We start from the raw sequence: 25776 nt of genomic DNA on the forward strand, positions 1-25776 counted from the left end.
GTCCCGCTCGCGCGGCGTTTCTCTGTCCGTCGCGCTCACGGTGCCCCTCGGGCACGTCGTCCTGTGCTCTCCGTGTCCTGTGAAGTCCCCGGAAGAGCACAGGGCCAGTGTGTGCTCTCCGTTGAGCGCCGGAGGTGACAACACCGCAGTCGTCACCGTTCTGATAACCATGCGAGCGATCAGTGTCGCAGGAGACCACGATATCCACCGAAGGTCACGGGGCAGCCACGGTACGGATTCCTTTTCTCCCCCGCCTTTCTGTGTCAGTAAGATCCGGTAATGACGTTCTTGAGCGGCTCACCTGCGAGATAGCGCAGGAGCTGTGAGCGGAGCAGGCGCAGCGTGCGCCGTCCCGAGGCGGGGGTGCTGCCCGCGACGTGCGGGGTGAGGAAGACGCCGGGGACCGTCCACAGCGGGTGGCCGGGCGGCAGCGGCTCGGGGTCGGTCACGTCGAGCGCGGCCAGGATCCGCCCCTTCTCCAGCTCGGCCACGAGCGCGCCGGTGTCCACCACTCCTCCCCGGGCCGCGTTCACCAGCAGCGCGCCGTCCTTCATCGCGCCCAGGAACGCCGCGTCGACCAGTCCGGCGGTGTCGGGCGTGGCCGGGACCAGCAGCACCACCACGTCCGCCCGGGGCAGCAGCGCGGGCAGCTCGTCCTGCCCGTGCACGCCTGCCCGCGCGGTCCTGGCCACCCGGACCACCTCCACCTCGAACCCGGCCAGCCGCCGCTCCAGGGCCTCGCCGATCGAGCCGTACCCCACGATCAGCACGGTCGAGTCGGCCAGCACGCCCGTGTGGCGGTAGGTCCACTCCCCTTGCTCCTGGGCCCGGACGAAGCCGGGGAACTCCCGCAGCACCGCGATCATCGCGCCGACCGCCCACTCCGCGGTGCCCGCGTCGTGCACGCCACGCGCGTTGCAGAGCGTCACCCCCTCCGGCAGGTGCGGCCGGTACGGCTCCACCCCCGCGGTGACGGTCTGCAGCAGCCGCAGGGAGGACATCCGGCCCAGCAGCTCCGCGGTCCCCTCCACCGTGATCAGCGGCGGGATCCAGACCTCGACCTCGTCCGCCCCCGCGGGCGCCGGCCCGCGACCGTCGTAGACGACGCACTCCACGTCGGGCAGATCGCTCAGGACATCGGCGGCGGCCTCGGAGGGAACCCAGATCTTCATGGCATGGATTATCGCCGCACGCGCCGAGCCCTTCCGCGGCACCGGTCGTGTATGGATAGAGGGACGGACGAGACGGGAGAGCCCCATGACCGGCATGACCTCACACGGCGCGGGCCGCACGCGCTGGGCGGCCCTCCTGATCGCGGCGTCCGCCGTGCTGGCGGGCGGGTGCTCGGAGGCCCCCGCCCCCGCCGCCTCCCAGCCGACCCGCCCCTCCCCGCCCCCGGGGTCACCGGCGGCGACCTCCCCGGCTACGACCTCTCCGGCCGAGGAGCCCGGACCGGCCGCCGAGCCGCGCGTCCTGGCGAAGGACCTCGCCGTGCCCTGGGGGATCGCGTTCCTGCCCGGCGGCGACGCCCTGGTGACCGAGCGGGACACCGCCCGGCTGCTCCGGGTGACGGCGGCCGGGAAGGTCTCCGAGGTCGCGCGGATCGACGGCGTCCGGCCGGACGGCGAGGGCGGCCTGATGGGCGTCGCGATCTCCCCCTCGTTCGAGCGGGACCGGCACGTCTTCCTCTACTACACCGCCGCCTCGGACAACCGGATCGTGCGCTACCGCTACGACCGCACCCTGACCGGCGCCACGGTCGTCCTCCACGGCATCCCGAAGGGCGCCATCCACAACGGCGGCCGCCTGGCCTTCGGCCCCGACGGCCATCTGTACGCCTCCACCGGGGAGGTCGGCGACCGCTCCCTCGCCCAGGACCGGGACTCCCTCGCCGGCAAGATCCTGCGCATGACCCCGGACGGCAGGCCCGCCCCCGGCAACCCGTTCCAGAGCGTCGTCTGGAGCTACGGCCACCGCAACGTCCAGGGCCTGGCCTGGGACCCGTCGGGGCGGATGTACGCCAGCGAGTTCGGCCAGAACTCCTTCGACGAGCTCAACCTGATCACCAAGGGCGGCAACTACGGCTGGCCCGAGGTGGAGGGCACCGGCGGCGACTCCCGTTTCATCGACCCGATCGCCACCTGGAGCACCGACGAGGCCTCCCCCTCCGGCCTGGCCTACGCCGACGGCTCCCTCTGGATGGCCGCCCTGCGCGGCGCCCGGCTCTGGCGCGTCCCGCTCACCGCGGACGGCGGGGCCGGCGAGCCCGTCCCGCTCTTCACCGACCGGTACGGCCGGCTCCGCGCGGTCGCCACCGCGCCCGGCGGCTCCCTGTGGTTCGGCACCAGCAACAAGGACGGCCGCGGCTCCCCCGCCGCAGACGACGACCGCCTCTTCACGCTCGCCCCCTGACCGCGGCGCGGACGCGGACCGCCCACGACGTCGGTCCGGCGGCGGATCCGCGGGTCCTCCGCAAGATCTACCTCGCAGCGTCTCCATCTGCACATTCGACATAAAAGGATCATTTACCCTCTGTAGGCACACGTTCACGGACGCGAGGAGTCCCGCGTCCGGACGATTCCATCCCCTCAAGGAAGAGGGGATCTACGGGGAGTACATCCATGAGGCGATGGATCGCCACTGTCACCACCACTGCCGCCGTCGCGGTCGCCGCCGCCACGACCGCACCGGCCATGATCGCGCCCGCGCACGCGCAGGCCGCCCCCAAGGGACCGGTGACCGCGCCCAAGCGTGAGCAGGCGCGGGCCCTTCCCAAGGGAACCGTGGCCGCGCTCAAGCGCCGGCAGGAGCGGGCCTCGGCCAAGCAAGCGGTGGCCGCGCTCAAGCGTCAGTTCGTCGCCGGTCGCGGCGTCAAGGTCACGGAGACGATCACCAGCCGGCAGACCGGCAGCGGGGGGGCGTTCACCTCCCGGCTCCGGGCGACGGGCGCGTACATGTTCGGCGCCTCCGGTACGGTCGCCTCCGACTTCACCTACCCCGATTTCGGGATGCGGGCCATCACGACGCGCAATGCGTCCTACACCTCCGGAGGCTTCTTCGAAGGCATGCTGCCCCCGGGCAAGACCTGGCTGCGCTGGCCGGGCCCGGAGAGCCTCTCCTCCTCGGTGGTCAACGCCCTGGAACCCGCCACGCTCAAGGGCCTACTGGCCACCACGGAGAAGAAGCGCCGCGGCGGAAAGATCGACGGCGTCTCCACGACGCTTCGCACGGGATCCATCACGGTCCGCCAGCTCTATGCGGCCTCGCCCTCCCTGCGACGGCTGCTCGGTGAGAAGCCCCAGGGGGCGACCGGCGACCTCGTCATCGACTGGAAGCTGTGGCAGGACGGCAAGCAGCGCACCCGCAAGCTGGTCAGCTCCTACACCGAGTCGACGCAGGGCCTGCAGGGCAGCTGGCGCACGAAGGTCACCTCCACCAGCCTCTTCAGGGCCTGGGGGACCAAGATCACGATCAAGGCGCCGGCGGCCGCCTCGGTCCTGGACATCGAGGACTGGCAGCCCGAGGAGCCGCTGCCGGTGATGCCGGACCTGCGTCCACCCCTCCCCGGCCGCGACCGGTGAGCACCGGGCTCCCTCCCGGGGCTAGTCGCCCTCGGTGGGAGCCTCAGTGGAGGCGACGCACTTGAGGTCGGTCTCGGGCTTGTAGACGGTCTTCTCCGTCTCCCGCTTGACCTCCTTGCCGTCCTTCTTGAAGACGCGGGTCACGTCGATGGTGAACCCCTGCTGGCCGACCATCGGGATGCAGTCCGGGCCGCTGTCGGTCTTCCGCTCGAACGGGGTGATGTTGTAGCGCTCCGAGGAGATGGACTCGATCTCGTAGCGCTTGGTGCTCCAGAAGGCGACGGTGACCGAGGTGCTCGTGGTCGAGGTCTTCACCAGCACGCCGTACGGCGAGTCGTTCTTCCAGCGGAAGTCCGGCGCCGGCCAGGAGACCGTCGACTCGCGCCCGGCCGGGTAGCGGGAGATGTAGAACTCGTGCGCCATGTGCTGGACGTCCTGGAGACCGCCGAAGAACACCGCGTTGTACATCGTCGTGACGAACTGGGAGATGCCTCCGCCCACGGAGGGCACCAGCCGGCCGCCCGCGATCATGGGGGCCTCGACGAAGCCGCGGGCCGTGTCGCGCTCGCCGACGACGCCGTTGAGGGAGAAGGTCTCACCGGGCTTGACCAGGTGGCCGTCCAGCAGCTTGGCGATCGTGCGGATGTTGGTGACCCGGGGAGGGCAGCACTCGAACGGCGTGGTGAACTCGCTGATCTTCTCCTTGATGCCGAGCTTGCGCAGCTCGGCCTCGGAGGTGCGCGGCCGGACCGTCGTGAGGCTGACCGGGATCGTCCGGCTGCCGCCCTCGGAGACCAGCTCGGCCACGGCGGCGGCGAGCTTCTTGTCGTCCACGCCCCGGCCCTTGCGGCCCGGGACCAGCTCCGGCTTGCCGCCGACGATCCGGAAGGTGGGTTCGCGGGGCGCCTGCGCCTGGTCGACCAGGTCCTTCTCGACGGCCGCGACGGCCTTCCTGGCGTCGAAGACGGGCCGCATGCCGCCGGAGTCGCCGGGCTCGAAGGACAGGTGGGCGGCGACCGTCTCGACCGGGAGGACGGCCTGCCGCGCTCCGGCCCTCAGGGTGATCGGGCCGGACAGGGCCTTGCCCGCGGAGGCCGCGGTCTTGGCGACCACGGCGGCGGTGACCTTCGGCTTGATCACGGTGACCGGCAGCTCCACCGGTCCGGCCGGGCCGAGGTAGGCCTTCTGGATCGCGGCGGCCGCGGCCGCCTTCTCCAGCTCGCGGCCGTCCCGGGGCTTCACCGTCACCGGCTCGACGCCCTTGAAGCGGACCGCGCCCTCCACGACCTCCCGGTCGATGTCCTCGGCCAGCGCCGACACGGCGGCGTCCAGCCGTTCGGAGTCGACCGAGTGCCTGGGGTCCAGCTCGGTGGTGCCGGTGAGCGCGCGCCACACCTCTGCCGGGGTGGGGAAGTCGCTGGGCGCCTGGTCGATGGTGGCGACCACGTCGAGTTCGAGGCCCGCCTTCTCGGGGTCCAGCTCGTGGCGCTTGCCGAAAGCCGTCAGCACCATCGGCTCGCCCGCCCGCTCCGCCAGCCGCTCCCTGAGCCGGTCGGCCGCCTCGGTCGCGGTGAGCCCGCCGATGTCGACGCTCCGGACCCGGGTGCCGGGCAGGATCTTGCCGGACATGGCGACCGCGGGGACCGCGTAGGCGAGCGCGGCCAGGACCAGCAGGAGCACGGTGACGAGGAGGAGCCTCCGGCTCCGGCCGCGCGGGGCCCGCTCCTCCCGGCCGGGGGGACCCGCCGGGGAGGGATCGCCGGGGCCGCCCTGCGGCGGGCGGGGCGGAATCGGCTGCTCGGGCGGCGGGGCCGCCATCCGCCAGGGCTGGGGCGGGGACGCGGCCTGCGGCAGGCCCGTTCCTCCCGCAGCCGGTCCGGCGGTCCGGCCGAAGCCGGCGGGCTCCCCGGAGGGCCCGAAGATGTCGGGTGAGACGCCCGGCGGGAGGCGGGGGCCACCGGTGGGGGCGCTCGGAGCGCCGTTCGGGGCACCGTTCGAGGCAGGGCCCGGCCGCTCCGCGGCGGGCCGGCGCGGGTCCCGTGACCCGGCTGCGGCGCCCGGCCGGACGGGGTGCGAGGGCAGGGGGACCGCGGCGAACGGATCCGTCGGTGGTTCGGTTGGCCTTCCGGCGTTCCGCACGGCCTCCGTCCCCTCCTTCACGCTTTCTCCCCTCGGCAACCCTAAACCACAATGGTCGGCCATCGCCCCCGAAGGGGTAACAAATCAACCGGTCCACAGGTAGCGGTGCTCCGGCCGGCCGGCGGTGCCGTACCTCGGCCGGAGGCGGGTCCGGCCGGTGGCGCACAGGTGCTCCAGGTAGCGCCGGGCGCTGACCCGCGACAGTCCGGTGAGCGCCGCCACCTCGGTCGCCGACAGGTCGGCGCCCGCCTCCCTGAGCACGTCCTCCACGAGGGCGCAGGTCGTGCCGGACAGGCCCTTGGGCAGCGGCTGCGGGCCGCCTCCACTCCCGCCCTCGCCGAACAGCCGGTCGATCTCGTCCTGGCCCGCGCCGGAGCCGATCGCGGAGAGCTGCCGGCGCAGGTCGGCGTAGCGCTCCAGCCGCTCGGTGAGCGCGCCGGCCGCGAACGGCTTGACCAGGTAGTTCACCGCGCCGCCGTGCATGGCCGCGCGCACCGTGGCCGCGTCGCGCGCGGCGGTGACGACCAGCACGTCGACGGGGTGGGCGGCGCCTCTCAGCGTCCTGAGCACGTCCAGTCCCGACATGTCCGGCAGGTAGATGTCGAGCAGCACCAGGTCGGGCCGGTGCCGCGCCACCGCGGCCAGCGCCGTCTCCCCGGTGTGCGCGGCGCCGACCACGGTGAACCCGGGCACCCGCGCGACGTACCCGGCGTGGATCCTGGCCACCATGAAGTCGTCGTCCACGACCAGGACGCCGGTCTGCGGCGCCGTTCCCCGGGGGGCGCTCACGCGGCCTCCTCCCTGCGGGGCAGCAGGGCCGTGAAGACCGCGCCGCCCGCGTTGTGCACCCGGATCCAGCCACCGCGCCGCAGGCAGGCCTGCCGGGTCAGGGCCAGGCCCAGCCCGCGGGGGCCGGACCGGGCGACCTTCGTGGTGAAGCCCTCCCGGAACACCTCCTCGGCCAGCGCGGGGCTGACGCCGGGGCCCGAGTCGCCGACGCGGACGTGCAGGCCGTCCTTCTCGGTGCGCACCGAGACCTCCACCGTCCCTCCGATCTCCTCCAGCACGTCCAGGGCGTTGGCCACCAGGTTGCCGACGACGAGCACGGCGTCCTGCGGGTCGCCGAGCGCGCCCTCCTCCACCCGGCAGTCGTCGGCGAGCACCAGGGTCGCGCCCCGCTCGGCCGCCTCGGCGGACTTGGCCAGCAGCAGCGCGGCCAGGGTCGGGTCGGCGACCTTCTCCCTGATGCCCGCGGAGTGGTGGCCGATCACCTCGGTGGTCCGGGTGATGTAGCCGATCGCCGTCTCGTGCTCGCCGAGCTCCAGCAGGCCGACGACGGTGTGCATGCGGTTGGCGAACTCGTGGGCCTGGGCGCGCAGCGCGTCGGTCGTGCTGCTGGCCTGGTCGAGCGCGCGCGCCAGCCGTACCAGCTCGGTCCGGTCGCGCAGGGTGACCACCCAGCCGTTGCTCCGCCCGCGTACGGCCACCGGCATGCGGTTGAGCACCAGCACCCGGTCGCGGTGCAGGACCACCAGGTCGTCGCCCTCGTCCTCCCCGGCCAGCACGTCGCGCATGCGGTCGGAGAGCGGCATCTCCTCGATCCGGCGGCCGACGTCGCAGGGCGACAGACCGAGCAGTTCCCGGGCGGCGTCGTTGAGCAGTGTCACCCTGCCCTGCAGGTCGAGGGCGACCACGCCCTCCTTCACGCCGTGCAGCACGCCTTCGCGCTGCTCCAGCAGGGAGGCGATCTCCGCCGGCTCGAGGCCGAAGGTCTGCCGGCGGACCCGGCGGGCGATCAGCGCGGCCCCGGCCGATCCGGCGAGGAGGACGGCCAGCACGGTCCAGAGCAGCGGCGGCAGGGCCGCGCCGAACTGGCCCGCGACGGTCTCCTCCAGCACCCCGACCGAGGTCAGGCCGATGATCGCGCCGGAGGCGTCGCGGACGGGGGCCTTGCCCCGCACCGAGCGGCCGAGGGTCCCGGTCTGGACGCCGGTCCAGGCGCGGCCGGTGGACAGGACCGGTGAGCCGTCGGTGGACAGCCGCCTGCCGATCAGCTCCGGGTTGGGGTGGGCGTAGCGGATCTGGTCGCGGTTGGCGATCACCACGTAGTCCGCGCCGGTCGCGGCCTGCACGCCCAGCGCTATCGGCTGCAGGACCGACGGCGGGCGGGGGTGGGCGAACGCCTCCCGCACCTCGGGCAGCCCGGCCACCGCCTCGGCGATGGCCAGGGCCCGCTGCTGGTGCCGCCGCTCGAGCTGGTCGCGCAGGTGCTCCGTCCAGACGCCCGCCGTACCGCCCGCCGAGAGCAGCACGACCGCCATCTGCAGCACGAACAGCTGGGTGCCGAGAGAGGCGCTGAGGATCTTTCGCACGAGTACTCCCAGGTCAGAGACCTCATGAAAGCATCCGGAGGTCACGGCCGGGTCGCGGGCGGCCCGGCGGCCGTGACCAATACGACCGATACGACGGCAAGCACGCAAAGCATCGACAGCGCGGCGCGCACCCCCCAGCATCCTCACCACGCCGTTTCTTTCGTTGTCAGGAGATGACATGCGCCTTCGCAGACTCGCGGTCCTGGCGATCCTGCCGCTCGCCGCCCTCACGGCCTGCGGCTCGGGGTCGGCCACGGGTACCAGCGCGCTGAGGATCATGGCCCCCGCCTCGCCCGGCGGCGGCTGGGACCAGACCGCCCGTACGGCGGAGCAGGCCCTCAAGAGCCTCGACCCGTCCCGCAAGATCGAGGTCTACAACGTGCCGGGGGCGGGCGGCACCATCGGCCTGTCCCAGCTGGAGCGGGAGAAGGGCAACGGCGACCTGCTGATGACCATGGGGTTGGTCATGGTGGGCGCGGTCGAGCAGAACAAGTCGCAGGTGACCCTGGCCGACACCACGCCCGTGGCGAAGCTGGTCGAGGAGTACGAGCTCGTCGTCGTCCCCGCCGAGTCCCCGCACCGGACGCTGGCGGACCTGGTCGCGGCGTGGAAGGCGGACCCCGCGAAGATCGCGATCGCGGGCGGTTCGGCCGGCGGCACCGACCACATCGTGGCGGGGCTGATGGCCAAGGCCGCCGGGATCGACCCCAAGCGGGTCAACTACGTCGCACACTCCGGCGGAGGCGAGGCGCTGAACGCGCTGCTGGGCAACAAGGTCGCGATGGGCGTCTCCGGGGTCGGCGAGTTCGCCGAGCACGTGAAGTCGGGACGGCTGCGCGCCCTCGGCGTGTCCGCTCCGGCGCGGATCGCGAGCGTGGACGCGCCCACGCTGAAGGAGGCCGGCCTGGACGTCGAGCTGGCCAACTGGCGCGGTTTCGTCGCCCCCCGCGACCTGGACGAGGAGGCCCAGAAGAAGCTGGTCGACCTGGTCACGAAGATGCACGGGTCGCAGGCGTGGAAGGACGCGGTGGCCAAGAACGGCTGGACCGACGCCTTCCAGGCGGGCAAGCCGTTCGCCGACTTCCTGGCGGCCGAGCAGACCCGGATCAAGGCCATCATCGCCGAGATGGGGCTCGTCTCCTGATGTCCTCCGACATGTCCTCGCACGAGGAGCCGGAGGAGCGCCCCGCCGCCGGAGCCGCCGGAGCCGCCGGAATCGCCGGGGCCGGTGGGGCCGCCGGGGCCGGTGGGGCCGCCGGGGCCGGTGGGGCCGGTGGGGCCGTCGGGGCCGGTGGGGCCGGTGGGGCCGCCGGGGCCGAGGGCGGGACGCCGGAGGGCGGGCCCGCCGTACCGGAGCGGGGAGCCGCCGGGAACGGGTGGGACTGGCGGCGGCCGGAGCTGGTGATGGCGCTGGTCGTCCTGGGGCTGGGCGGGTTCGTGCTCGCGGGCACGGCGGACGTCTCCGCCGCCAGCTCCACGCTGGGGCTGGGGCCCCGCTTCTTCCCGGTGCTCGTCGGGATCGCGCTGCTGCTGATCGGGGTCTGCTACGCGGCCGACGTGGTCCGCGGCGGCCGCGGCGACCCGGAGGAGAGCGAGGACGTCGACGCCGCCGCCCCCGCGGACTGGCGGACGGTGGCCCAGGTCAGTGTGATCTTCCTGGCCTTCGCGGGCCTGGTCGACCCGCTGGGCTGGATCATCGCGGGCGCGCTGCTGTTCTTCGGGCTGGCGGTGACGCTCGGCGCGGAGCACCGGCTCCGGGCGGGCGCGCTCGCGATCGTCCTGTCCACCCTGTCCTACCTGGCCTTCGTCAAGGGCCTGGGCGTCTCGCTGCCCGCCGGGCTGCTCTCGGGGGTGATCTAGGTGGAGTCGTTCCGGTTGCTGCTGGACGGGTTCGCGACCGCGCTCACCCCGGTCAACCTGCTCTACGCGCTGGCCGGGGTGACCCTCGGCACGCTGGTGGGGGTGCTGCCCGGCATCGGCCCGGCGATGACCGTGGCCCTGCTGCTGCCGATCACCTTCAACGTGCCCCCGGCCGGCGCGTTCATCATGTTCGCCGGGATCTACTACGGCGGCATGTACGGCGGGTCCACGACCTCGATCCTGCTCAACACGCCCGGTGAGAGCTCCTCGATGATCACCGCGCTGGAGGGCAACAAGATGGCGCGGCGCGGCCGGGCCGCCCAGGCCCTGGCCACGGCGGCGATCGGGTCGTTCGTCGCGGGCACGATCGCCACCGGCCTGCTGGTGGTCGCGGCCCCCCTGGTCGTGGACTTCGCGATCTCCTTCGGGCCGGAGGACTACTTCGCGCTGGCGGTGCTGGCGTTCACCGCGGTCTCGTCGGTGCTCTCGCGCTCGGTGGTGCGCGGCCTGGCCTCGCTGGGGTTCGGCCTGGTCATCGGCCTGGTCGGGATCGACGAGCAGACCGGGCAGGCCCGGCTGACCCTGGGCGTCCCGCAGCTGCTCGGCGGCATCGAGGTGGTGGTCGTCGCGGTCGGCCTGTTCGCGCTGGGCGAGGCGCTCTACGTGGCCTCCCGCCTCCGCCACGGCGAGCCGGAGATCATCCCGGTCGGGCGGGCGTTCCTCGGCCGCTCCGACTGGTCCCGGTCCTGGCGGCCGTGGCTGCGCGGGACCGCGCTGGGCTTCCCGTTCGGCGCGCTGCCGGGCGGGGGCGCGGAGATCCCGACGTTCCTGTCCTACTCGATCGAGCGGCGGCTGGCCCGCGGGGTCGCCCGCGAGGAGTACGGCAAGGGCGCGATCGAGGGCGTCGCGGGTCCCGAGGCGGCCAACAACGCCTCCGCCGCGGGCACCCTGGTCCCGCTGCTCACCCTGGGCCTGCCCACCTCGGCCACCGCCGCGATCATGCTGGCGGCCTTCCAGCAGTACGGCCTGCAGCCCGGCCCCCAGCTGTTCGACCACAACCCGGCCCTGGTCTGGGGCATGATCGCGTCGCTGTTCCTGGGCAACGCCATGCTGCTGGTGCTCAACCTGCCGCTGGCCCCGGTCTGGGCGAAGGTGCTGCACATCCCCCGGCCCTACCTCTACGCCGGGATCGTGCTGTTCGCCGCGCTCGGCGTCTACGCCCTGAACGCCTCCTGGGTCGACCTGGTGGTGCTCTACGTCCTGGGGTTGCTCGGCTTCGCGATGCGCCGCTTCGGCCTGCCGATCGCGCCCGCGGTGATCGGCATGATCCTGGGCCCGATGGCGGAGATCCAGCTGCGCCGGGCGCTGGCCATCGGCGCGGGCGACGCCGCGGTCCTGGTGCGCAGCCCGGTCGCGGCGGCCCTGCTGGGGCTGTCGCTGCTGGCCCTGCTCACCCCGCTGGTCAGGGCGCTGGTCAGGAGGCTGCTCGCACGCCGGGCGGGGAGCCGGTGACGCCGGGGACCGCCCGCCCCTCCCCGCGGGCGGTCCCGGAACCGGCCGCCCGTCCTCCCCGCGGGGCCGGCACGGGCCGCCCGCCCGTTCTCCCCGCGGGTGGCCCCGGCACGGGCCCGGGAGCCGGTCACCCGCCGGTGCGCCTGCGGACCAGCTCCCTGTCCTCCTCCGGCAGGGCGTCGGCGGCGAGCAGCCGCGGCAGCAGGTCCGGCTCCGCGGTCAGCGCGCGGAAGGCGAGCGCGACGGTGACGTCGTGGCCGGGCCGGTGCACGATCTCGACCGGGTCGCCGCCACGGATGTCCCCCGGCTCGATCACCCGCAGGTACGGGCCCGGCAGCGCCGCCCGGGTGAACCGTTTGATCCACCCCTCCACCTCCAGCCAGCCCTGGAACGTCCCGCAGGGGATGCGCGGGCACGAGACCTCCAGGACCGTGTCACGCCCGATCCGCCAGCGCTCCCCGATCAGGGCGCCGTTGACGTCGAGGCCGGAGGTCGTGAGGTTCTCCCCGAAGGCGCCGTTCGGCAGCGGCCTGCCCAGCTCGGCCTCCCAGAGGTCGAGGTCCTCGCGGGCGTAGGCGTAGACGGCCTGGTCCGAGCCGCCGTGGTGCTTCACGTCGTAGACGCGGTCACCCGCCAGGCCGACCGCGCCGGTGCCCTTGGGGCCGGGTTCGCGCACGGCGACCGGGCCGTCGGCGGGGCGCTTGTCGATGCCCGTCGCGCCCAGGTTCTTCCACGGGTTGGGCCGGGGCCGGCCGATGTTGACGGACAGCAGCTTCATGCGGATGACGGTACGGTCCCCGCTGCGGTCCGTGCGACCCGTTATCTCCCGGTACGGCGGGCGGCACCCCGTCGGCCGCCGCCCGCGTCCGAGGTCTCCGCGCGAGCCGCGTCCGGGACTTCCCTGTGAGGCAGAGACTTGCGGGAACGTGCATTCCCGGTAGTTGACATATCTCGGACACTACGAAGGCGCAGGCCAACCGGGTGTCATCGGTGAACCGCGCCTTCGCAAACCGTTTCCCCCGCCGGGGTCGAGTTCGCCCCCAGGGGTCTCCCGGGACCGTCCGGGTGCCTCCTGGACGGTCCCGGAAACACCTGAGCCGTTCCCGCCCGGCCTCTTCCGCTCGTCCGGCGTCGAGAGGCCTACTCGGAGACGCCGAGCTTCTGCAGGATCAGCTCCCGGGCCCGGCCGGCGTCGGCCTTGCCCCGGCTGGCCTTCATGACGCCGCCGACCAGCGCGCCGGCTGCCGCGATCTTGCCGTTGCGGACCTTGTCCGCCGCGTCGGCGTTGTCCGCCAGCACCTGGTCGATGATCGCCGACAGCTCGCCCTCGTCGTTGACGATCTGCAGGCCGCGGGCGGCCACCACGTCGTCCGGCGAGCCCTCGCCGTTCAGCACGCCCTCCAGCACCTGGCGGGCCAGCTTGTCGTTGAGCGCGCCGCCGGCGACCATCGCGCAGACCCGCGCGATCTCGTCCGGGGTGATCCGCAGCGCGCTCAGCGGCACGCCGGCCTCGTTGGCCCGGCGGGCCAGCTCGCCCATCCACCACTTGCGGGCGTCCGCGGGCGGCGCGCCGGCGGACACCGTCGCCTCGACCAGGTCGATGGCGTCGGCGTTGTGCATGGCCTCCATGTCCAGGTCGGACACGCCCCACTCCTGCTGGAGCCGCTTGCGCTTCAGCCGCGGCAGCTCCGGCAGGGCCGTCTTGAGCGCGGCCACCCAGGCGAAGTCCGGGGCGATCGGCACCAGGTCGGGCTCGGGGAAGTAGCGGTAGTCCTGCGCCTCCTCCTTGGACCGGCCCGAGGTGGTGGTGCCGGTGTCCTCGTGGAAGTGGCGGGTCTCCTGGACGATCCGGCCGCCGCCGGCGAGGATCCCGGCCTGGCGCTCGATCTCGCTGCGGACCGCGCGCTCGACGCTGCGCAGCGAGTTGACGTTCTTGGTCTCGGTCCGGGTGCCCCACTCGGAGGCGCCGCGCGGCATGAGGGAGACGTTGACGTCGCACCGCATGGAGCCCTCCTCCATGCGCACGTCGGAGACGCCGAGGGAGCGCATGACCTCGCGCAGCTCGGTGACGTAGGCGCGGGCGACCTCGGGCGCGAGCCGGTCGGTGCCGGGGATCGGCTTGGTGACGATCTCCACCAGCGGGATGCCCGCGCGGTTGTAGTCGACGATCGAGTAGTCGGCGCCGTGGATGCGGCCGGTCGCGCCGCCCATGTGGGTGGACTTGCCGGTGTCCTCCTCCAGGTGCACGCGCTCGATCTCGATGCGCACCGTCTGACCGTTCACCTCGACGTCGAGGTAGCCGTCGAAGCAGAGCGGCTCGTCGTACTGGCTGATCTGGTAGTTCTTCGGCATGTCCGGATAGAAGTAGTTCTTCCGGGCGAAGCGGCACCACTCGGCGATGGAGCAGTTCAGCGCCAGGCCGATCCGGATCGTCGACTCGATCGCCTTGGCGTTGGCCGTCGGCAGCGAGCCCGGCAGCGCCAGGCAGACCGGGCAGACGTGGGTGTTCGGCGGCGCGCCGAACGTCGTCGGGCAGGCGCAGAACATCTTCGAGGCCGTACCGAGCTCGACGTGCGTCTCCAGGCCCAGCACCGGCTCGAAGCGCTCCAGCGCCTCGTCGTACGGCATGAGCGTGCCTGTACTCATGATTCGTTCACCATTTCCATCAGATCTAGCGAGGGAACTGCCGGGTTCACCCGGCAGGGGAATCGCTTCCCTGTTACAGTTCGTCTGCTTGAAACGGGCAGGGCTTGTCCGTCGCCTACCTCAGCAGAGGAAAGCGAGAAGCCGCTCCCTTCAGGGAGCGGAGGAGTCACCAGTCCGATCCGGGAGAGCCGGAGCGTTCTGCGATGACAGTGCCGTCGTGGGCCGTCGCCGCGGGCGGTGGGGAGCGTCAAAGGTACCCGAGTCCCTTCAGCGCGTTCCGCGTCTCGGCGACCCAGCCGGCGTAGCCGGGGACCCGGGCCAGGACGGCGAGGTCGATGTTGCGTCCGATGTACTCGAAGTAGTCGCCGACCGGCTTGCCCCGCCGGGGCGCGGTCGCGGTCAGCACCTCCCGCGGGTAGGCGATCCGCTCGACGTCGGCCGGACTGGCGGGCAGCCGGGACGGGTCGCTGCCCGGCAGCCCGGCCCACGCGGCGGGGTCCGCCAGCGGCCAGGCCTCGGTGTCGCCCAGGCCGACCACCGGCACCAGGTAGTGCGAGTGGTAGCGGATCCCGTCCGACCGGCCGCGTTCGCGGTCGCCGGACCGGGCGAAGATCAGGTGGCAGTCGCCCGCCAGCTCCTCCAGCGCCGCCACCAGGTGCTCGCGGCCGCACACGATGACCCGCGTGGCCTCGACGTCCACGGTGTACGGCGAGGCCCGCACGAGCTCGCGGAGCTGCCGGGGCACCACCACGCTCAGGAAGCCCCCGTCCGCGTCCCCCTCGGCGACCAGTCCGGGGACCAGGGAGCGGCTGCTCATGCCGCCGCCCCGAGGTACTGGCGGAGCTGCCGGGGCGAGACGAACGTGCCCGGCTCGCCGTCCGGCAGGACCGGCTTGGCCACGCTCACCCGCGACGTCCGGTCGGCCGCCGGGTCGACCCGCACCACCGCGTCCAGGAAGACCAGCGACTCCGGGGCCGTCCGGCCGAGCTCGGCGACCACCGCCGGCGAGTGGCTGGTCACGATCACCTGCCGGTACGGCTCCGCGCCGCCGGGCTCGCGGACCCGCTGCCGGACCCGCCGGAGCAGCTCGCCCAGCCGTCCGGGGTGCACGCCGGCCTCGACCTCCTCCACCAGGAGGGTGGCCGGGTGGTCCGGGTCGTGCAGGGCCGCCAGCAGGCCGGTGATCCGCAGGGTCCCGTCCGACAGCAGCGCGGCCGGGACCTCTCCCTGGCCGTCCAGGACCAGGCCGAAGGACCACTCGCCGCGCTCCAGCCGGGGCAGGAGCCCGGCCGCGCCGGGGACCAGCGCGGCGAGGTCGGCCACCACGTCGGCGAAGGCCGCCGTGCCCGCCATCCGGCCGAGCACCGCGGCGAGGTTCGCCCCGTCGGCGGCCAGCGGCCCGAGGTCGTCCGGCGCGCCCCGCCCGCGCATGGCGCGCGGGACCGGGGCGTGGCGGCGCCACGCGGCGACCGTGCGGCGGGGCGTGCCCGCCGGGTCGGGGTCCACCACCATGAGCTCCAGCAGCTCCGGCGGGAGCCGCCGGGCCACGTGGCTGACGACCGCCCCGGTGGACCTCGGGATGCGCAGCACCATCTCCGCGCCCGTGTCGAACCGGACCGGGAGCAGGGCCCCGGGCTCCGGGGAGACCAGGGCCTCCACCGCGACGGTGAACGCCGCGACGGGGGCGCCCTGCGCGACCCGGTGGAACTGCTCGTTCGGCGCTCCCCGGCGCGCGCCGAGGAGACCGCCGGAGCCGCCGACCTCGTCGGCGACGAAGCCCAGCGCGTCGAACAGGTTGGACTTGCCCCCGGCGTTCGGACCGACCAGCGCGAGGAACGGCGGCACGTCGATCTCGAAGTCCAGGAACGACTTGAACCCGTCGATCTCGATGCGAGTGATCACTCCCCCGTTTCCTCCCCGGTGCCCTGCCCGCGCCTAGAGCGCGGGCGCCTTGGACAGCAGACCGCCGCCCCAGCGGTCCGTCAGGGCCCGCTCCACGGCGGCGCCGACCCGGTAGCAGCGGTCGTCGCCGAGCACGGGCGCCATGATCTGCAGACCGACCGGGAGGCCGTCCTCGTCCGCCAGGCCGCACGGCACCGAGATGGCCGCGTTGCCGGCCAGGTTGGTGGGGATCGTGCACAGGTCGGCGAGGTACATCGCCATGGGGTCGTCGGCGCGCTCGCCGATCGGGAACGCGGTGGTCGGCGTGGTCGGTGAGACGAGCACGTCCACCTGGTGGAAGGCCGCCTCGAAGTCGCGGGCGATCAGCGTGCGGACCTTCTGCGCCTGCCCGTAGTAGGCGTCGTAGTAGCCGCTGGACAGCGCGTAGGTGCCCAGGATGATGCGCCGCTTGACCTCGGGGCCGAAGCCCTGCGCCCGGGTCAGCGCCATGACCTCCTCGGCCGACCGCGTGCCGTCGTCGCCGACGCGCAGGCCGTACCGCATCGCGTCGAAGCGCGCCAGGTTGGACGAGCACTCCGACGGGGCGATGAGGTAGTAGGCGGGCAGCGCGGTGGTGAACGACGGGCAGGAGACCTCGACGACCTTGGCGCCGAGGGACTCCAGCAGCTCCACGGTCTCCCGGAAGCGGGCCAGCACGCCCGGCTGGTAGCCGTCCCCGCCGAACTCCTTGACCACGCCGATCCGCAGGCCCGCCACGTCGCCCTCGCGGGCCGCCTCGGCGACCCGCGGCACGGCGGCGTCGATTGAGGTGGAGTCCAGGGCGTCGTGCCCGGAGAACGCCTCGTGCAGCAGCGCCGCGTCCAGCACGGTGCGGGCGAACGGGCCCGGGGTGTCCAGGGAGCTGGCGAAGGCGATCAGGCCGTAGCGGGAGGAGCCGCCGTAGGTCGGCTTCATGCCGACGATGCCGGTCACCGCGGCGGGCTGCCGGATGGAGCCGCCGGTGTCGGTGCCGGTGGACAGCGGGGCCTCGTAGGCCGCGACCGCCGCGGACGAGCCGCCGGAGGAGCCGCCCGGGATGCGGGACAGGTCCCACGGGTTGCGGGTGACGCCGTAGGCGGAGTTCTCGGTGGAGGAGCCCATCGCGAACTCGTCCAGGTTGGTCTTGCCGAGGATCACCAGCCCCGCCTCGCGCAGCCGGCGGGTCACGGTCGCGTCGTACGGCGGGCGCCAGCCCTCGAGGATCTTCGACCCGGCCGTGGTGGGCATGTCCGTGGTGGTGAAGACGTCCTTGTGCGCGATCGGCACGCCCGCCAGCGGGCCGAGCTCCTCGCCCGCGGCCAGGCGCTCGTCGACCCTCCGCGCCTGCGCCAGGGTCGTCTCGGCGTCGACGTGCAGGAACGCGTTGACCTGCGGGTCGACGGCGGCGATCCGGTCGAGGTGGGCCTGGGCGACCTCCACGGCCGAGGTCTCACCGCTCGCGATCAGCGCGCCGAGCTCGGCGGCGGTCTTGTGGATCAGGCTCATGCTTCCTCCCCGAGGATGCGCGGGACGCGGAAGCGGTTCTCCTCGACGGCCGGGGCGCCGGACAGCGCCTCCTCGGGCGTCAGGCCGGGCCGTACCTCGTCGGGACGGTAGACGTTGGTGAGCGGGAGCGCGTGCGAGGACGGCGGGATGTCGTCGGCCGCCACCTCGGCGACGCGGGCGACCGCACCGATGATCACATCGAGCTGGGCGGCGAAGTGGTCGAGCTCCTCGTCGGACAGCGCCAGCCTGGACAGCCGGGCGAGGTGAGCGACCTCGTCGCGGGTTATGGCGGACATGAGTCGTTGAACCCGTTTCGTGGAATGGCAATCGGACACTCTCATCCTAGAGTGCGTGACCGTACGTGCCCGACTCCTCGGGTTCGGGTCCGGCCCGGCTCCGCCGGAGAGCGTCCCTCCCCACCGTCCGGGAGCCCCGCCCGACGTGCCCGGCGGCCGTTCCACGCCCGCCGCCGGAGTCTCCGCACTTCGCCGAACCCTGAACTCCGCACTGCCGGAAGGAGACAGGAGTGTACTTCGTCGACGTACACTCCTACTTCTTTTCGGAATACTATCGCTGGAAATACTATCGCTGGCGATAGTATTCCCAGGAGAAGTATCAGGGAGGTCGCATGGGCGGGTTCGTCGGCCGGGAGCACGAGCTGGCGTCGCTCGACTCGCTGCTCGGCCAGGTGCGATCAGAGATCTCCACGGCGCGTCCCGGCCGATGCGTGCTGATGCGTGGACGGCGGCGGATCGGCAAGTCGGCTCTGGCCGAGGAGTTCGTCAACCGGAGCGGCCTGCCGTCGCTGTTCTACACGGCGGCGCGCGCCGACGCCCAGATCGAGCTGCGACAGCTCATGGACGACGTCTCCGCTTCCGGGCTACCGGGAAAGGACGTCTTCGCGGAGATGGCGCCGAGCACGTGGAACGGGGCCCTGCGACTCCTCGCCGACGCTCTGCCCGATGACGGTCCCTCCGTCGTCGTGATCGACGAGGTCCCCTACCTCATGGAACGCGTCGACGCCTTCGAAGGCCTCCTGCAACGTGCCTGGGACCGGTTCCTCAGCCGGAAACCCGTCCTGCTCGTCCTCATCGGCTCCGACCTGTCGATGATGGAGGCCCTGAACGGCTACGAGCGCCCGTTCCACCAGCGGGGGACCGAGATGGTCGTCGGACCGCTCAACCCCCACGAGATCCAGCGCATGCTCCAGCTCTCCCCGGCCGACGCGTTCGACGCCGCCGTCGTCACGGGCGGTCTCCCCCTGGTCTGCGGCGAATGGCCGCGCGGGGCGTCGCTCTGGGAGTACCTTCACGGCGCCCTGACGAATCCGGTCTCCGCGCTCCTGGTGTCCGCCGAGCGCTCACTCGCGGCCGAGTTCCCGGTGGAGGCACAGGCCCGCCAGGTGCTGCAGGCGATCGGCAGCGGCGAGCGCACGTTCACCAACATCGCCCGGGAGGCGGGTGGCATCTCCCACAGCACGCTGTCCCGCGCGGCAGATCTACTGACCACCAAGGGGATGGTGGCCGGTGAGCTCCCCGTGTCCCTGCGCCCGTCAAAGGAGCGCCGCTACCGGGTCACCGACCCCTACCTGCGCTTCTGGCTCTCCTTCCTCCATCCGCACATGCCGGAGATCGAGCGCCGCCGGGGCGATCTGACCCTCCGGCGGATCGTCTCGCGGTGGAGCACCTGGCGAGGACGTGCCATCGAGCCGCTCGTACGCGAGTCACTGGCCAGGCTGCTGCCGGACGACAGGCTCCCGGAGGCTCCGACGGTCGGCTCCTACTGGACCCGGAGCAACGACGTGGAGATCGACATCGTCGGAGCCGACCGCGGACCGATCGCGCGGGAGCTCCGCTTCCTCGGATCGATCAAGTGGCTGGAGAACGCCGCCTTCGACGACCACGACCTGGCCGCGCTGGCCAGGCACCGCGCCGCCCTCACCGGTGATCCGGTGCCCCTCGTCGCCGTCTCCCGCAACGGGGTCTCCTGTTCGGGCCTGACCGCGTCGTACGGCCCCGACGACCTGATGAGCGCCTGGGGCTAGGCCGTCTGGGGGTCGAGCAGCCCGGCCGGGTCGGGCACCCGGAAGGCGGGCCGGACCGGGGCGCGGTGCTCGCGGAGCCAGGCCGTCGCGTCGGCGGCGGACATCGGCTCGGCGAACCACCAGCCCTGGGCGAGGTCGCAGCCCATCTCCTCCAGGCGCGCGGCCACCTCGGCCGACTCGACGCCCTCGGCGACCGAGCGCAGCCCCAGCGAGCGGACCAGGTCGACGATGGAGCGGACGATCCGCTCGTCGTCCCCGGACTCGCAGATCCTCCGCACGAACGAGGCGTCGATCTTGACCTCGGCCACCGGGAGCCGCTGCAGGCGCACCAGCGAGGAGTAGCCGGTGCCGAAGTCGTCCAGGGCGAGCGGCACGCCCAGGGAGTTCAGCGCCCGTACGGCGTCGGCGGTGTAGGCCTGGTCGGTCATCAGGATGCGCTCGGTGACCTCCAGCTGGATCGCCTTGGGCGGCAGCCGGTGCTTCGCCAGGCCGGCCTCCAGCCGTTCGGGGAGGGCGGAGTCGAGCAGGTCGCGGGCCGAGACGTTGACGGAGATCTGCTCGTGCACCCCCGCGTGCCACCAGTCGGCGGCCTGCTCCAGCGCCGCGTCGATGACGTACTCGGTGAGCTGGCGCATCAGGTAGGACTGCTCGGCGAGCGGGATGAAGTCGTCCGGGTAGACCGTCCCCCGCACCGGGTGGCGCCAGCGCAGCAGCGCCTCCACCCCCCGCACCTGCCCGGCGGCCAGATCGATCTTCGGCTGGTAGTGCAGCGCGAGCTCGCCGCGGTCGATGGCCCGGCGCAGGTCGCCGAGGAGGCCGAGCCGTTCGGGGCTGTTGCGGTCCTTGTCGGCGACGTAGAGCTCGACGCCGGTCCGGCCCTCCTTGGCGAGGTACATCGCCACGTCGGAGCGCTGCAGCAGCAGCTCGAAGTCCGGCGCGTGGTCGGGGTGGAGCGCGATGCCGATCGAGGCGTCCATGTCGAAGGTCATGCCCTCCAGCCGGACCGGCTCGGTGAGCGCCACCCGCAGGCGCGCGGCCACCTCTCGCGCCGCGGCGGCGTCCCGGACCGAGGGGAGCAGCACCGCGAACTCGTCGCCGCCCAGCCGGGCGACCACGTCCCCCGGCCGCACGCTGTGGGTCAGCCGGTGCGCCACCGTCTGCAGCAGCCGGTCGCCCACCGGGTGCCCGAGCGTGTCGTTGACCTCCTTGAAGCGGTCGAGGTCCAGCAGGAGCAGGCCGACCCGCTCCCCCTGCCGCGCCCGCGCCTCGGCGAGCGCCTCCTCGGTGCGCAGCACGAGCAGCTTCCGGTTCGGCAGCCCGGTCAGCCCGTCGTGCATCGCCTGGTGGTCGCGGCGGACCGAGATCGTGGCGGTGAAGTAGACGGCGGCCATCGGCGCGACGAACAGCGGCACCAGCGCCGGGGAGTGGTTCATGACCACCACGACGAGCGGGGCCAGGCCGAGCAGCGCGGCGTAGACCAGGCTCTGGTGGCCGATCGTGGTCCTGATCACCCGGTGGACCGACCGCCGCTCGTGCAGCGCGACCGCCCCGCACACCAGCAGCCCCCTGGTCACGAAGTAGGCCAGCCCGGCCAGGCCGATGGCGAGCAGGTCGGCGCCGGCCGGGACCCAGGCGGCCCCCGGCCGGTGGCCGAACAGCGCGAGCACCACCCCGGCCGCCGCGCAGGCCAGCGTCACCTGGGCGACGTTGAACAGGATCCGGTGCCACGCCTTGCGGGTGACCGCCCCGTTGAACAGGATGCCGACCGCCTGCATCAGCGCGGCGACCGGCAGCCCGTAGTGGAGCAGCGCGGCGAAGGTGAACATCGTCGACGGGTAGGTGCCCCCCGCCGCCGTCGACGACGAGAGCAGCACCGGTCGCAGGTCCCCCAGCACGATCAGGACCATGAGCGTCCAGAACAGCGGGGAGCGCACGAGGTCCGCCGGGTCGCCGGGACTGATCCACCACAGCGCCGCGACCAGGGCGGCGATCCCGGTGGCGGTGACCGCCGTGAGGTAGGCCCACAGGGGCGAGCCCACACGTGGTCCGGTGTCGCGTGTATCTGTTGGGTCGGCCATGAGTAATAAAACCCCCATTAGTTCACTATGGGAGAGTACGGCCTCCGGGCCACTTCGCGAAACCGATTGGGCACGTTCTGTGACGGAATGCAGAGAACGTGCGCGCAGCGGCTCCCGCCGTCGCGGAGCGTCACCCCTCCGGCGGGACCGCCATCGCCGCCGCGGCCTCGGGCCCCTCCTTGAGGAGGACCTCCAGGCCGCCCTCGTCGAGGATCGGCACGCCCAGCTTGACCGCCTTGTCGAACTTGGAGCCGGCGTTCTCGCCGGCGATCACGAAGGAGGTCTTCTTCGACACCGAGCCGGAGACCTTCCCGCCCCTGCCCGCCAGGGCGGCCCCCGCCTCGTCGCGGGTGTAGCCCGCCAGCGTGCCGGTGACCACGAAGGTCAGCCCGGCCAGGGTCTGCGGCGGCAGGTCGGCCGGCGGCGCGTCCTCCATCCGGACCCCGGCGGCCCGCCAGCGGTCGACGATCTCCCGGTGCCAGCCGACCTCGAACCAGTCGCGGATCGCCGCGGCCACCCGCGGGCCGACGCCCTCGACCGCGGCGAGCTCCTCCTCGGAGGCCGCCATGATCGCGTCCATCGAGCCGAACTCGGCGGCGACGGCCTGGGCGGTGGGCGGGCCGACGTGCCGGATGGAGAGCGCCACCAGCACCCGCCAGAGCGGCCGGTCCTTGGCCTTCTCCAGCTCCTGGAGCATCTTCTCGGCGTTCTTGCTGGGGGTGCCGTTCTTGTTGGCGAAGAAGGTGACGACCTTGGGGGCGCCGGTCTCGGGGTCGGTCTTCGGCAGGCCGGTGTCGATGTCCCGGACGACCGACTCGATCGGCAGCAACCGCTCGATGGTCAGGTCGAACAGGTCGGCCTCGGTGCGGACCGGCGGCTCGTGCGGGGGCAGCGGCTGGGTCAGCGCGGTGGCCGCCACGTAGCCCAGGCCCTCGATGTCGAGGGACTTGCGCCCGGCGGCGAAGTAGATGCGCTCGCGGAGCTGGGCCGGGCAGGCCCGGGTGTTGGGGCAGCGCAGGTCGGCGTCGCCCTCCTTCTCGTAGGCCAGCTCGGTGCCGCACTCCGGGCAGTGGGTCGGCATGGTGAACTCGCGCTCGGTGCCGTCGCGCAGTTCCTCGACCGGCTTGACGATCTCCGGGATCACGTCGCCCGCCTTGCGCAGCACCACGGTGTCACCGATCCGCACCCCCTTGCGCGCGACCTCCGAGCCGTTGTGGAGCGTGGCCCGCTCGACCGTGGAGCCCGCCACCACCACCGGCTCCATGACCCCGAACGGCGTGACCCGGCCGGTCCGGCCGACGCCCACCTGGATGTCGAGGAGCTTGGTGTTGACCTCCTCGGGGGGGTATTTGTAGGCGATCGCCCAGCGCGGCGCCCGGCTGGTGGAGCCGAGGTTGCGCTGGATCTCGACGCGGTCGGCCTTCACCACGACGCCGTCGATCTCGTAGGCCGGGTCGTGGCGGTGCTCCCGGTAGAACTCGATGAACTCGTTGACCCCGTCGAGGTCGTCGACGACCCGGTAGAGGTCGCTCACCGGCAGGCCGAACTCCCGGAGCCGGTCGTAGACCTCCGACTGGGCCCGCGGCCGCTCGCTCCCCTGCCACACGCCGACCCCGTGGACGATCATCCGCAGCGGGCGCCGGGCGGTGACCCGCGGGTCCTTCTGCCGCAGCGAGCCCGCCGCGGAGTTGCGCGGGTTGGCGAACTGCGCCCTGCCCGCCTCGGCCAGCTGCTCGTTCAGCCTGGTGAACTCCGCGACCGGGATGTAGACCTCGCCCCGGACCTCGACCAGGTCGGGCACGCCGTCGCCGGTCAGGCGGTGCGGGATGTCGGCGATGGTGCGCACGTTGGCCGTCACGTCGTCGCCGACCCGGCCGTCGCCCCGGACCACCCCCCGGACCAGCCTGCCCTTCTCGTAGACCAGGGAGATCGCCAGGCCGTCGATCTTCAGCTCGCACAGGTAGGGCCCCGGGTCCTGCTCGGCCAGCCGCTCGATCCGCGCCTGCCAGGAGGCCAGGTCGTCGGCGTCGAACGCGTTGTCCAGGCTCTCCATCCGGCTCAGGTGCTCGACCGGCGTGAAATCCCCCGAGATCGGCGCGCCGACCTTCTGCGTCGGCGAGTCGGGGGTGCGCAGGGCGGGGTGCTCCTCCTCCAGGGCGTGCAGCTCGCGCATCCACGTGTCGTACTGCGCGTCGCTGGCGGTCGGCGCGTCGAGCACGTAGTAGCGCCAGTTGGCCTCCTCGACCAGCTCGCTCAGCTCCGCGTGCCGCTCCAGCGCCGCCACCGGAACGCCCTCGACCTCTACGCCCATCGCCTGTTCTCCCCTCGTCGGACCGGCCAGGGAGAATCTATCGCCGGGCACCGACATCCGGCGGGCCGCCGGGGATCAGCCGCCCTGGCGGTAGACGGTCCTCCAGGACGTGCACCGGCCGGTGGGCCCGCCGGAGGTGCCCCGGCAGACCTTCGCCTTGACCGTCAGGGGGTAACCGATGTTCTTGCGGAACGTGCCCGTGCCCGGCGTGCAGTTGTAGTAGGCCGTCGAGCCCCAGCGGCCGGTGCTCCCGCTCAGCCAGCGCAGTTGCACCCACGAGCAGCCCTTCCCCCGGGTGTCGTAGAGGTCGCCCCGGATCTGGAAGGCGCCCTGGGTGACGACGATCTTCCCCTTCGCGGTGGCGTGGCCGTCGGTGGAGTGGATCGGTCCCCACTTCCAGGAGGAGGCCGCCGCGTCGGCCGAGGCCGCCGTGGACCCGCCGAGGGTGAGGGCCGCGGCGGCGGTCAGGCCGAGCAGGACACGGAACCCGGTGCGCATCGAAACTCCAGACATGTGATCGGTTCAGCGACACGTCCAGAGATAGGGCCTCGCACTTGCACCCCGCTTGAAGCTCCGTAGGACCGCTGGCAGGAGTGGCCGGCCCGCTCCTCCGTCCAGCCGGAAACCTCCGACGGGCCGTGCCCGGAGGCGCCCGTACGGCCCGCGGCGCCCCGGGCGGGCCCCGCCCGGTGAGGACCGGCCTACTCGCCCGGGTCCTCGCGGAGCACCCGGGCCGCCTCCCGGCACTTGGCCAGCGCGGCTCTGGCGTAGGCGGGCGAGGCCCCGGCCAGGCCGCAGGCGGGGGTGAGCACGACCTGGGAGGCCAGGGTCGCGGAGGGGAAGCCCAGGCGGCGCCAGAGCTCGACGGCGGGCCGGGCGACCTCCCCGACGTCCGGGAGCGGGGCGTCGGCGCCGGGCACGACCCCGAGGAGGAACGCCGTCCCCGCCTCGACGGACTCGCCGATCGCGTCCTCGTCGCGCCGTCGCAGCAGGGAGGCGTCCAGCGAGACGCCCTTCACCCCCGCCTCGCGCAGGACCCGCAGGGGCACGCCGGGGGCGCAGCAGTGCACGACCGGGAAGGCACCGTCCGGGAGCACCGACCGGAGCCGCTCGGCGGCCACCGGCGCCTCGACCGCGCGCAGCCGGCCGAAGCCCGACGCCGTCGGCACCGTGCCGGCGAGCACGCCGGGCAGACCCGGCTCGTCGAGCTGGACCACGATCTCCGTCGCACCCGGCACCCGCTTGCGGACCTCCGCGAGGTGCAGGGCGAGCCCTTCGGCGTAGGACGCCACGAGGTCGCGCACCGCCCCGGGGTCGGCGAGCGTCCGGTCGCCGTGGCGCAGTTCGACGGCCCCGGCCAGAGTCCACGGCCCGCACACCTGGATCTTGAAGGGGCCCTCGTAGCCCTGGGCCGCCTCCTCCAGGCCGTCGAGATCGCGCAGCAGGTGGTCACGGGCCCGTTTGGCGTCCCGGCCGGGCCTGTCGGTGAAGCGCCAGCCCGAGGGCTGCACCTCCACGGCCAGCTCCACCAGCAGGGACGCGGCCCTCCCGATCATGTCCGCGCCGACTCCGCGCGCCGGGAGCTCCGGCAGGTACGGCAGAGCGGGCGTCTCGCCGAAGACGATCCTGACCGCCTCGGCGTGGTCCTCACCCGGATGCGACCCGATGCCGGTCGCGGCCGCCTCATCCCACGGAAACACGTTCACGACGGTCAGCTTAGGCCCGGCGGGCGATCCGCACCGATCACCCTGCCCGGCGGGCGGTGTCACCGGTGTTCCGGTACGACCCGGAACGCCAGGGTTCCCGA

General features: G+C 73.1%; 20 protein-coding genes. 6 read left to right on the plus strand and 14 right to left on the minus strand.

Translation table 11 applies throughout. The annotated features are described in order from the left end of the window. Positions 1-263: 263 nt before the first annotated feature. On the minus strand, positions 264-1172 hold the full coding sequence (locus tag HS048_RS32350; protein WP_196469775.1) for a 2-hydroxyacid dehydrogenase: 909 nt from the start codon (positions 1170-1172) through the stop codon (positions 264-266). An 85-nt stretch (positions 1173-1257) separates the two neighbouring features. On the opposite strand from HS048_RS32350, the gene HS048_RS32355 reads away from it, so the two are divergent. Together HS048_RS32355 and HS048_RS32360 are read left to right on the plus strand one after the other, a co-directional pair. Continuing rightward, entirely contained in the window at positions 1258-2412 is a 1155-nt protein-coding gene (locus tag HS048_RS32355; protein ID WP_230882408.1) for a sorbosone dehydrogenase family protein, read from the plus strand. A 209-nt stretch (positions 2413-2621) separates the two neighbouring features. Beyond that, complete coding sequence (locus HS048_RS32360) at positions 2622-3581, plus strand: hypothetical protein (protein WP_196469776.1); 960 nt, start codon at positions 2622-2624, stop codon at positions 3579-3581. Between the two features lie 21 nt (positions 3582-3602). Here the strand turns inward: HS048_RS32360 and HS048_RS32365 are convergent, their stop codons facing one another. The 3 genes from HS048_RS32365 to HS048_RS32375 form a co-directional block, all read right to left on the minus strand. Further along, a complete protein-coding gene (locus HS048_RS32365) occupies positions 3603-5399 on the minus strand; it encodes a VanW family protein (RefSeq protein ID WP_196469777.1) in 1797 nt (598 codons plus the stop codon). Between the two features lie 405 nt (positions 5400-5804). Next, positions 5805-6449 (minus strand): response regulator, encoded by a 645-nt coding sequence (locus HS048_RS32370; RefSeq protein ID WP_068897811.1) that lies wholly within the window; start codon positions 6447-6449, stop codon positions 5805-5807. A 56-nt stretch (positions 6450-6505) separates the two neighbouring features. Then, positions 6506-8092, minus strand: a complete 1587-nt coding sequence (locus HS048_RS32375; protein ID WP_196469778.1) for a sensor histidine kinase — start codon at positions 8090-8092, stop codon at positions 6506-6508. 178 nt (positions 8093-8270) lie between these two features. On the opposite strand from HS048_RS32375, the gene HS048_RS32380 reads away from it, so the two are divergent. The 3 genes from HS048_RS32380 to HS048_RS32390 are packed head-to-tail and all read left to right on the plus strand — an operon-like array spanning position 8271 to position 11464. Beyond that, the gene (locus tag HS048_RS32380) at positions 8271-9236 is read left to right on the plus strand and encodes a tripartite tricarboxylate transporter substrate binding protein (protein ID WP_068897621.1); all 966 of its coding nucleotides are present in this window, start codon (positions 8271-8273) and stop codon (positions 9234-9236) included. Further along, positions 9236-9952, plus strand: coding sequence for a tripartite tricarboxylate transporter TctB family protein (locus HS048_RS37780; RefSeq protein ID WP_230882409.1), 717 nt, complete (start codon positions 9236-9238; stop codon positions 9950-9952). The genes HS048_RS32380 and HS048_RS37780 overlap by 1 nt, the downstream gene beginning before the upstream one ends. Beyond that, a complete protein-coding gene (locus HS048_RS32390; RefSeq protein ID WP_196469779.1) occupies positions 9953-11464 on the plus strand; it encodes a tripartite tricarboxylate transporter permease in 1512 nt (503 codons plus the stop codon). Between the two features lie 127 nt (positions 11465-11591). Here the strand turns inward: HS048_RS32390 and HS048_RS32395 are convergent, their stop codons facing one another. The 6 genes from HS048_RS32395 to gatC form a co-directional block, all read right to left on the minus strand. After that, positions 11592-12242 (minus strand): MOSC domain-containing protein, encoded by a 651-nt coding sequence (locus HS048_RS32395; RefSeq protein ID WP_196469780.1) that lies wholly within the window; start codon positions 12240-12242, stop codon positions 11592-11594. Positions 12243-12604: 362 nt separating this feature from the next. Beyond that, on the minus strand, positions 12605-14110 hold the full coding sequence (gatB, locus tag HS048_RS32400; protein WP_191893525.1) for an Asp-tRNA(Asn)/Glu-tRNA(Gln) amidotransferase subunit GatB: 1506 nt from the start codon (positions 14108-14110) through the stop codon (positions 12605-12607). A 247-nt stretch (positions 14111-14357) separates the two neighbouring features. Then, positions 14358-14927: a hypothetical protein gene (locus tag HS048_RS32405; RefSeq protein WP_068897625.1), complete on the minus strand. Its 570-nt coding sequence runs from the start codon at positions 14925-14927 to the stop codon at positions 14358-14360. After that, positions 14924-16012, minus strand: a complete 1089-nt coding sequence (locus HS048_RS32410; RefSeq protein WP_196469781.1) for an AAA family ATPase — start codon at positions 16010-16012, stop codon at positions 14924-14926. The genes HS048_RS32405 and HS048_RS32410 overlap by 4 nt, the downstream gene beginning before the upstream one ends. A gap of 33 nt (positions 16013-16045) precedes the next feature. Beyond that, positions 16046-17536, minus strand: coding sequence for an Asp-tRNA(Asn)/Glu-tRNA(Gln) amidotransferase subunit GatA (gene gatA / locus HS048_RS32415; RefSeq protein ID WP_068897627.1), 1491 nt, complete (start codon positions 17534-17536; stop codon positions 16046-16048). Further along, complete coding sequence (gene gatC, locus HS048_RS32420) at positions 17533-17832, minus strand: Asp-tRNA(Asn)/Glu-tRNA(Gln) amidotransferase subunit GatC (RefSeq protein ID WP_068897628.1); 300 nt, start codon at positions 17830-17832, stop codon at positions 17533-17535. The genes gatA and gatC overlap by 4 nt, the downstream gene beginning before the upstream one ends. Before the next feature lie 332 nt (positions 17833-18164). On the opposite strand from gatC, the gene HS048_RS32425 reads away from it, so the two are divergent. Further along, positions 18165-19580 (plus strand): ATP-binding protein, encoded by a 1416-nt coding sequence (locus tag HS048_RS32425; RefSeq protein ID WP_196469782.1) that lies wholly within the window; start codon positions 18165-18167, stop codon positions 19578-19580. On the opposite strand, the gene HS048_RS32430 is transcribed toward HS048_RS32425, so the two are convergent. The 4 genes from HS048_RS32430 to HS048_RS32445 form a co-directional block, all read right to left on the minus strand. Then, on the minus strand, positions 19577-21658 hold the full coding sequence (locus HS048_RS32430; RefSeq protein WP_196469783.1) for a bifunctional diguanylate cyclase/phosphodiesterase: 2082 nt from the start codon (positions 21656-21658) through the stop codon (positions 19577-19579). The two genes, HS048_RS32425 and HS048_RS32430, sit on opposite strands and share 4 nt — an antisense overlap. Positions 21659-21788: 130 nt before the next feature. Continuing rightward, positions 21789-23969: an NAD-dependent DNA ligase LigA gene (ligA, locus tag HS048_RS32435; protein WP_068897631.1), complete on the minus strand. Its 2181-nt coding sequence runs from the start codon at positions 23967-23969 to the stop codon at positions 21789-21791. A 75-nt stretch (positions 23970-24044) separates the two neighbouring features. Further along, positions 24045-24467 carry a hypothetical protein gene (locus tag HS048_RS32440; protein ID WP_068897632.1) on the minus strand — a complete coding sequence of 141 codons (423 nt, stop codon included), beginning with the start codon at positions 24465-24467 and terminating at the stop codon, positions 24045-24047. A gap of 203 nt (positions 24468-24670) precedes the next feature. Further along, positions 24671-25675, minus strand: a complete 1005-nt coding sequence (locus HS048_RS32445) for a methionine synthase (protein ID WP_307832727.1) — start codon at positions 25673-25675, stop codon at positions 24671-24673. Positions 25676-25776: the final 101 nt, after the last annotated feature.

Origin of the sequence: Planomonospora sp. ID91781 (genome assembly GCF_015711595.1) — a bacterium.
GTDB lineage: Bacteria > Actinomycetota > Actinomycetes > Streptosporangiales > Streptosporangiaceae > Planomonospora > Planomonospora parontospora.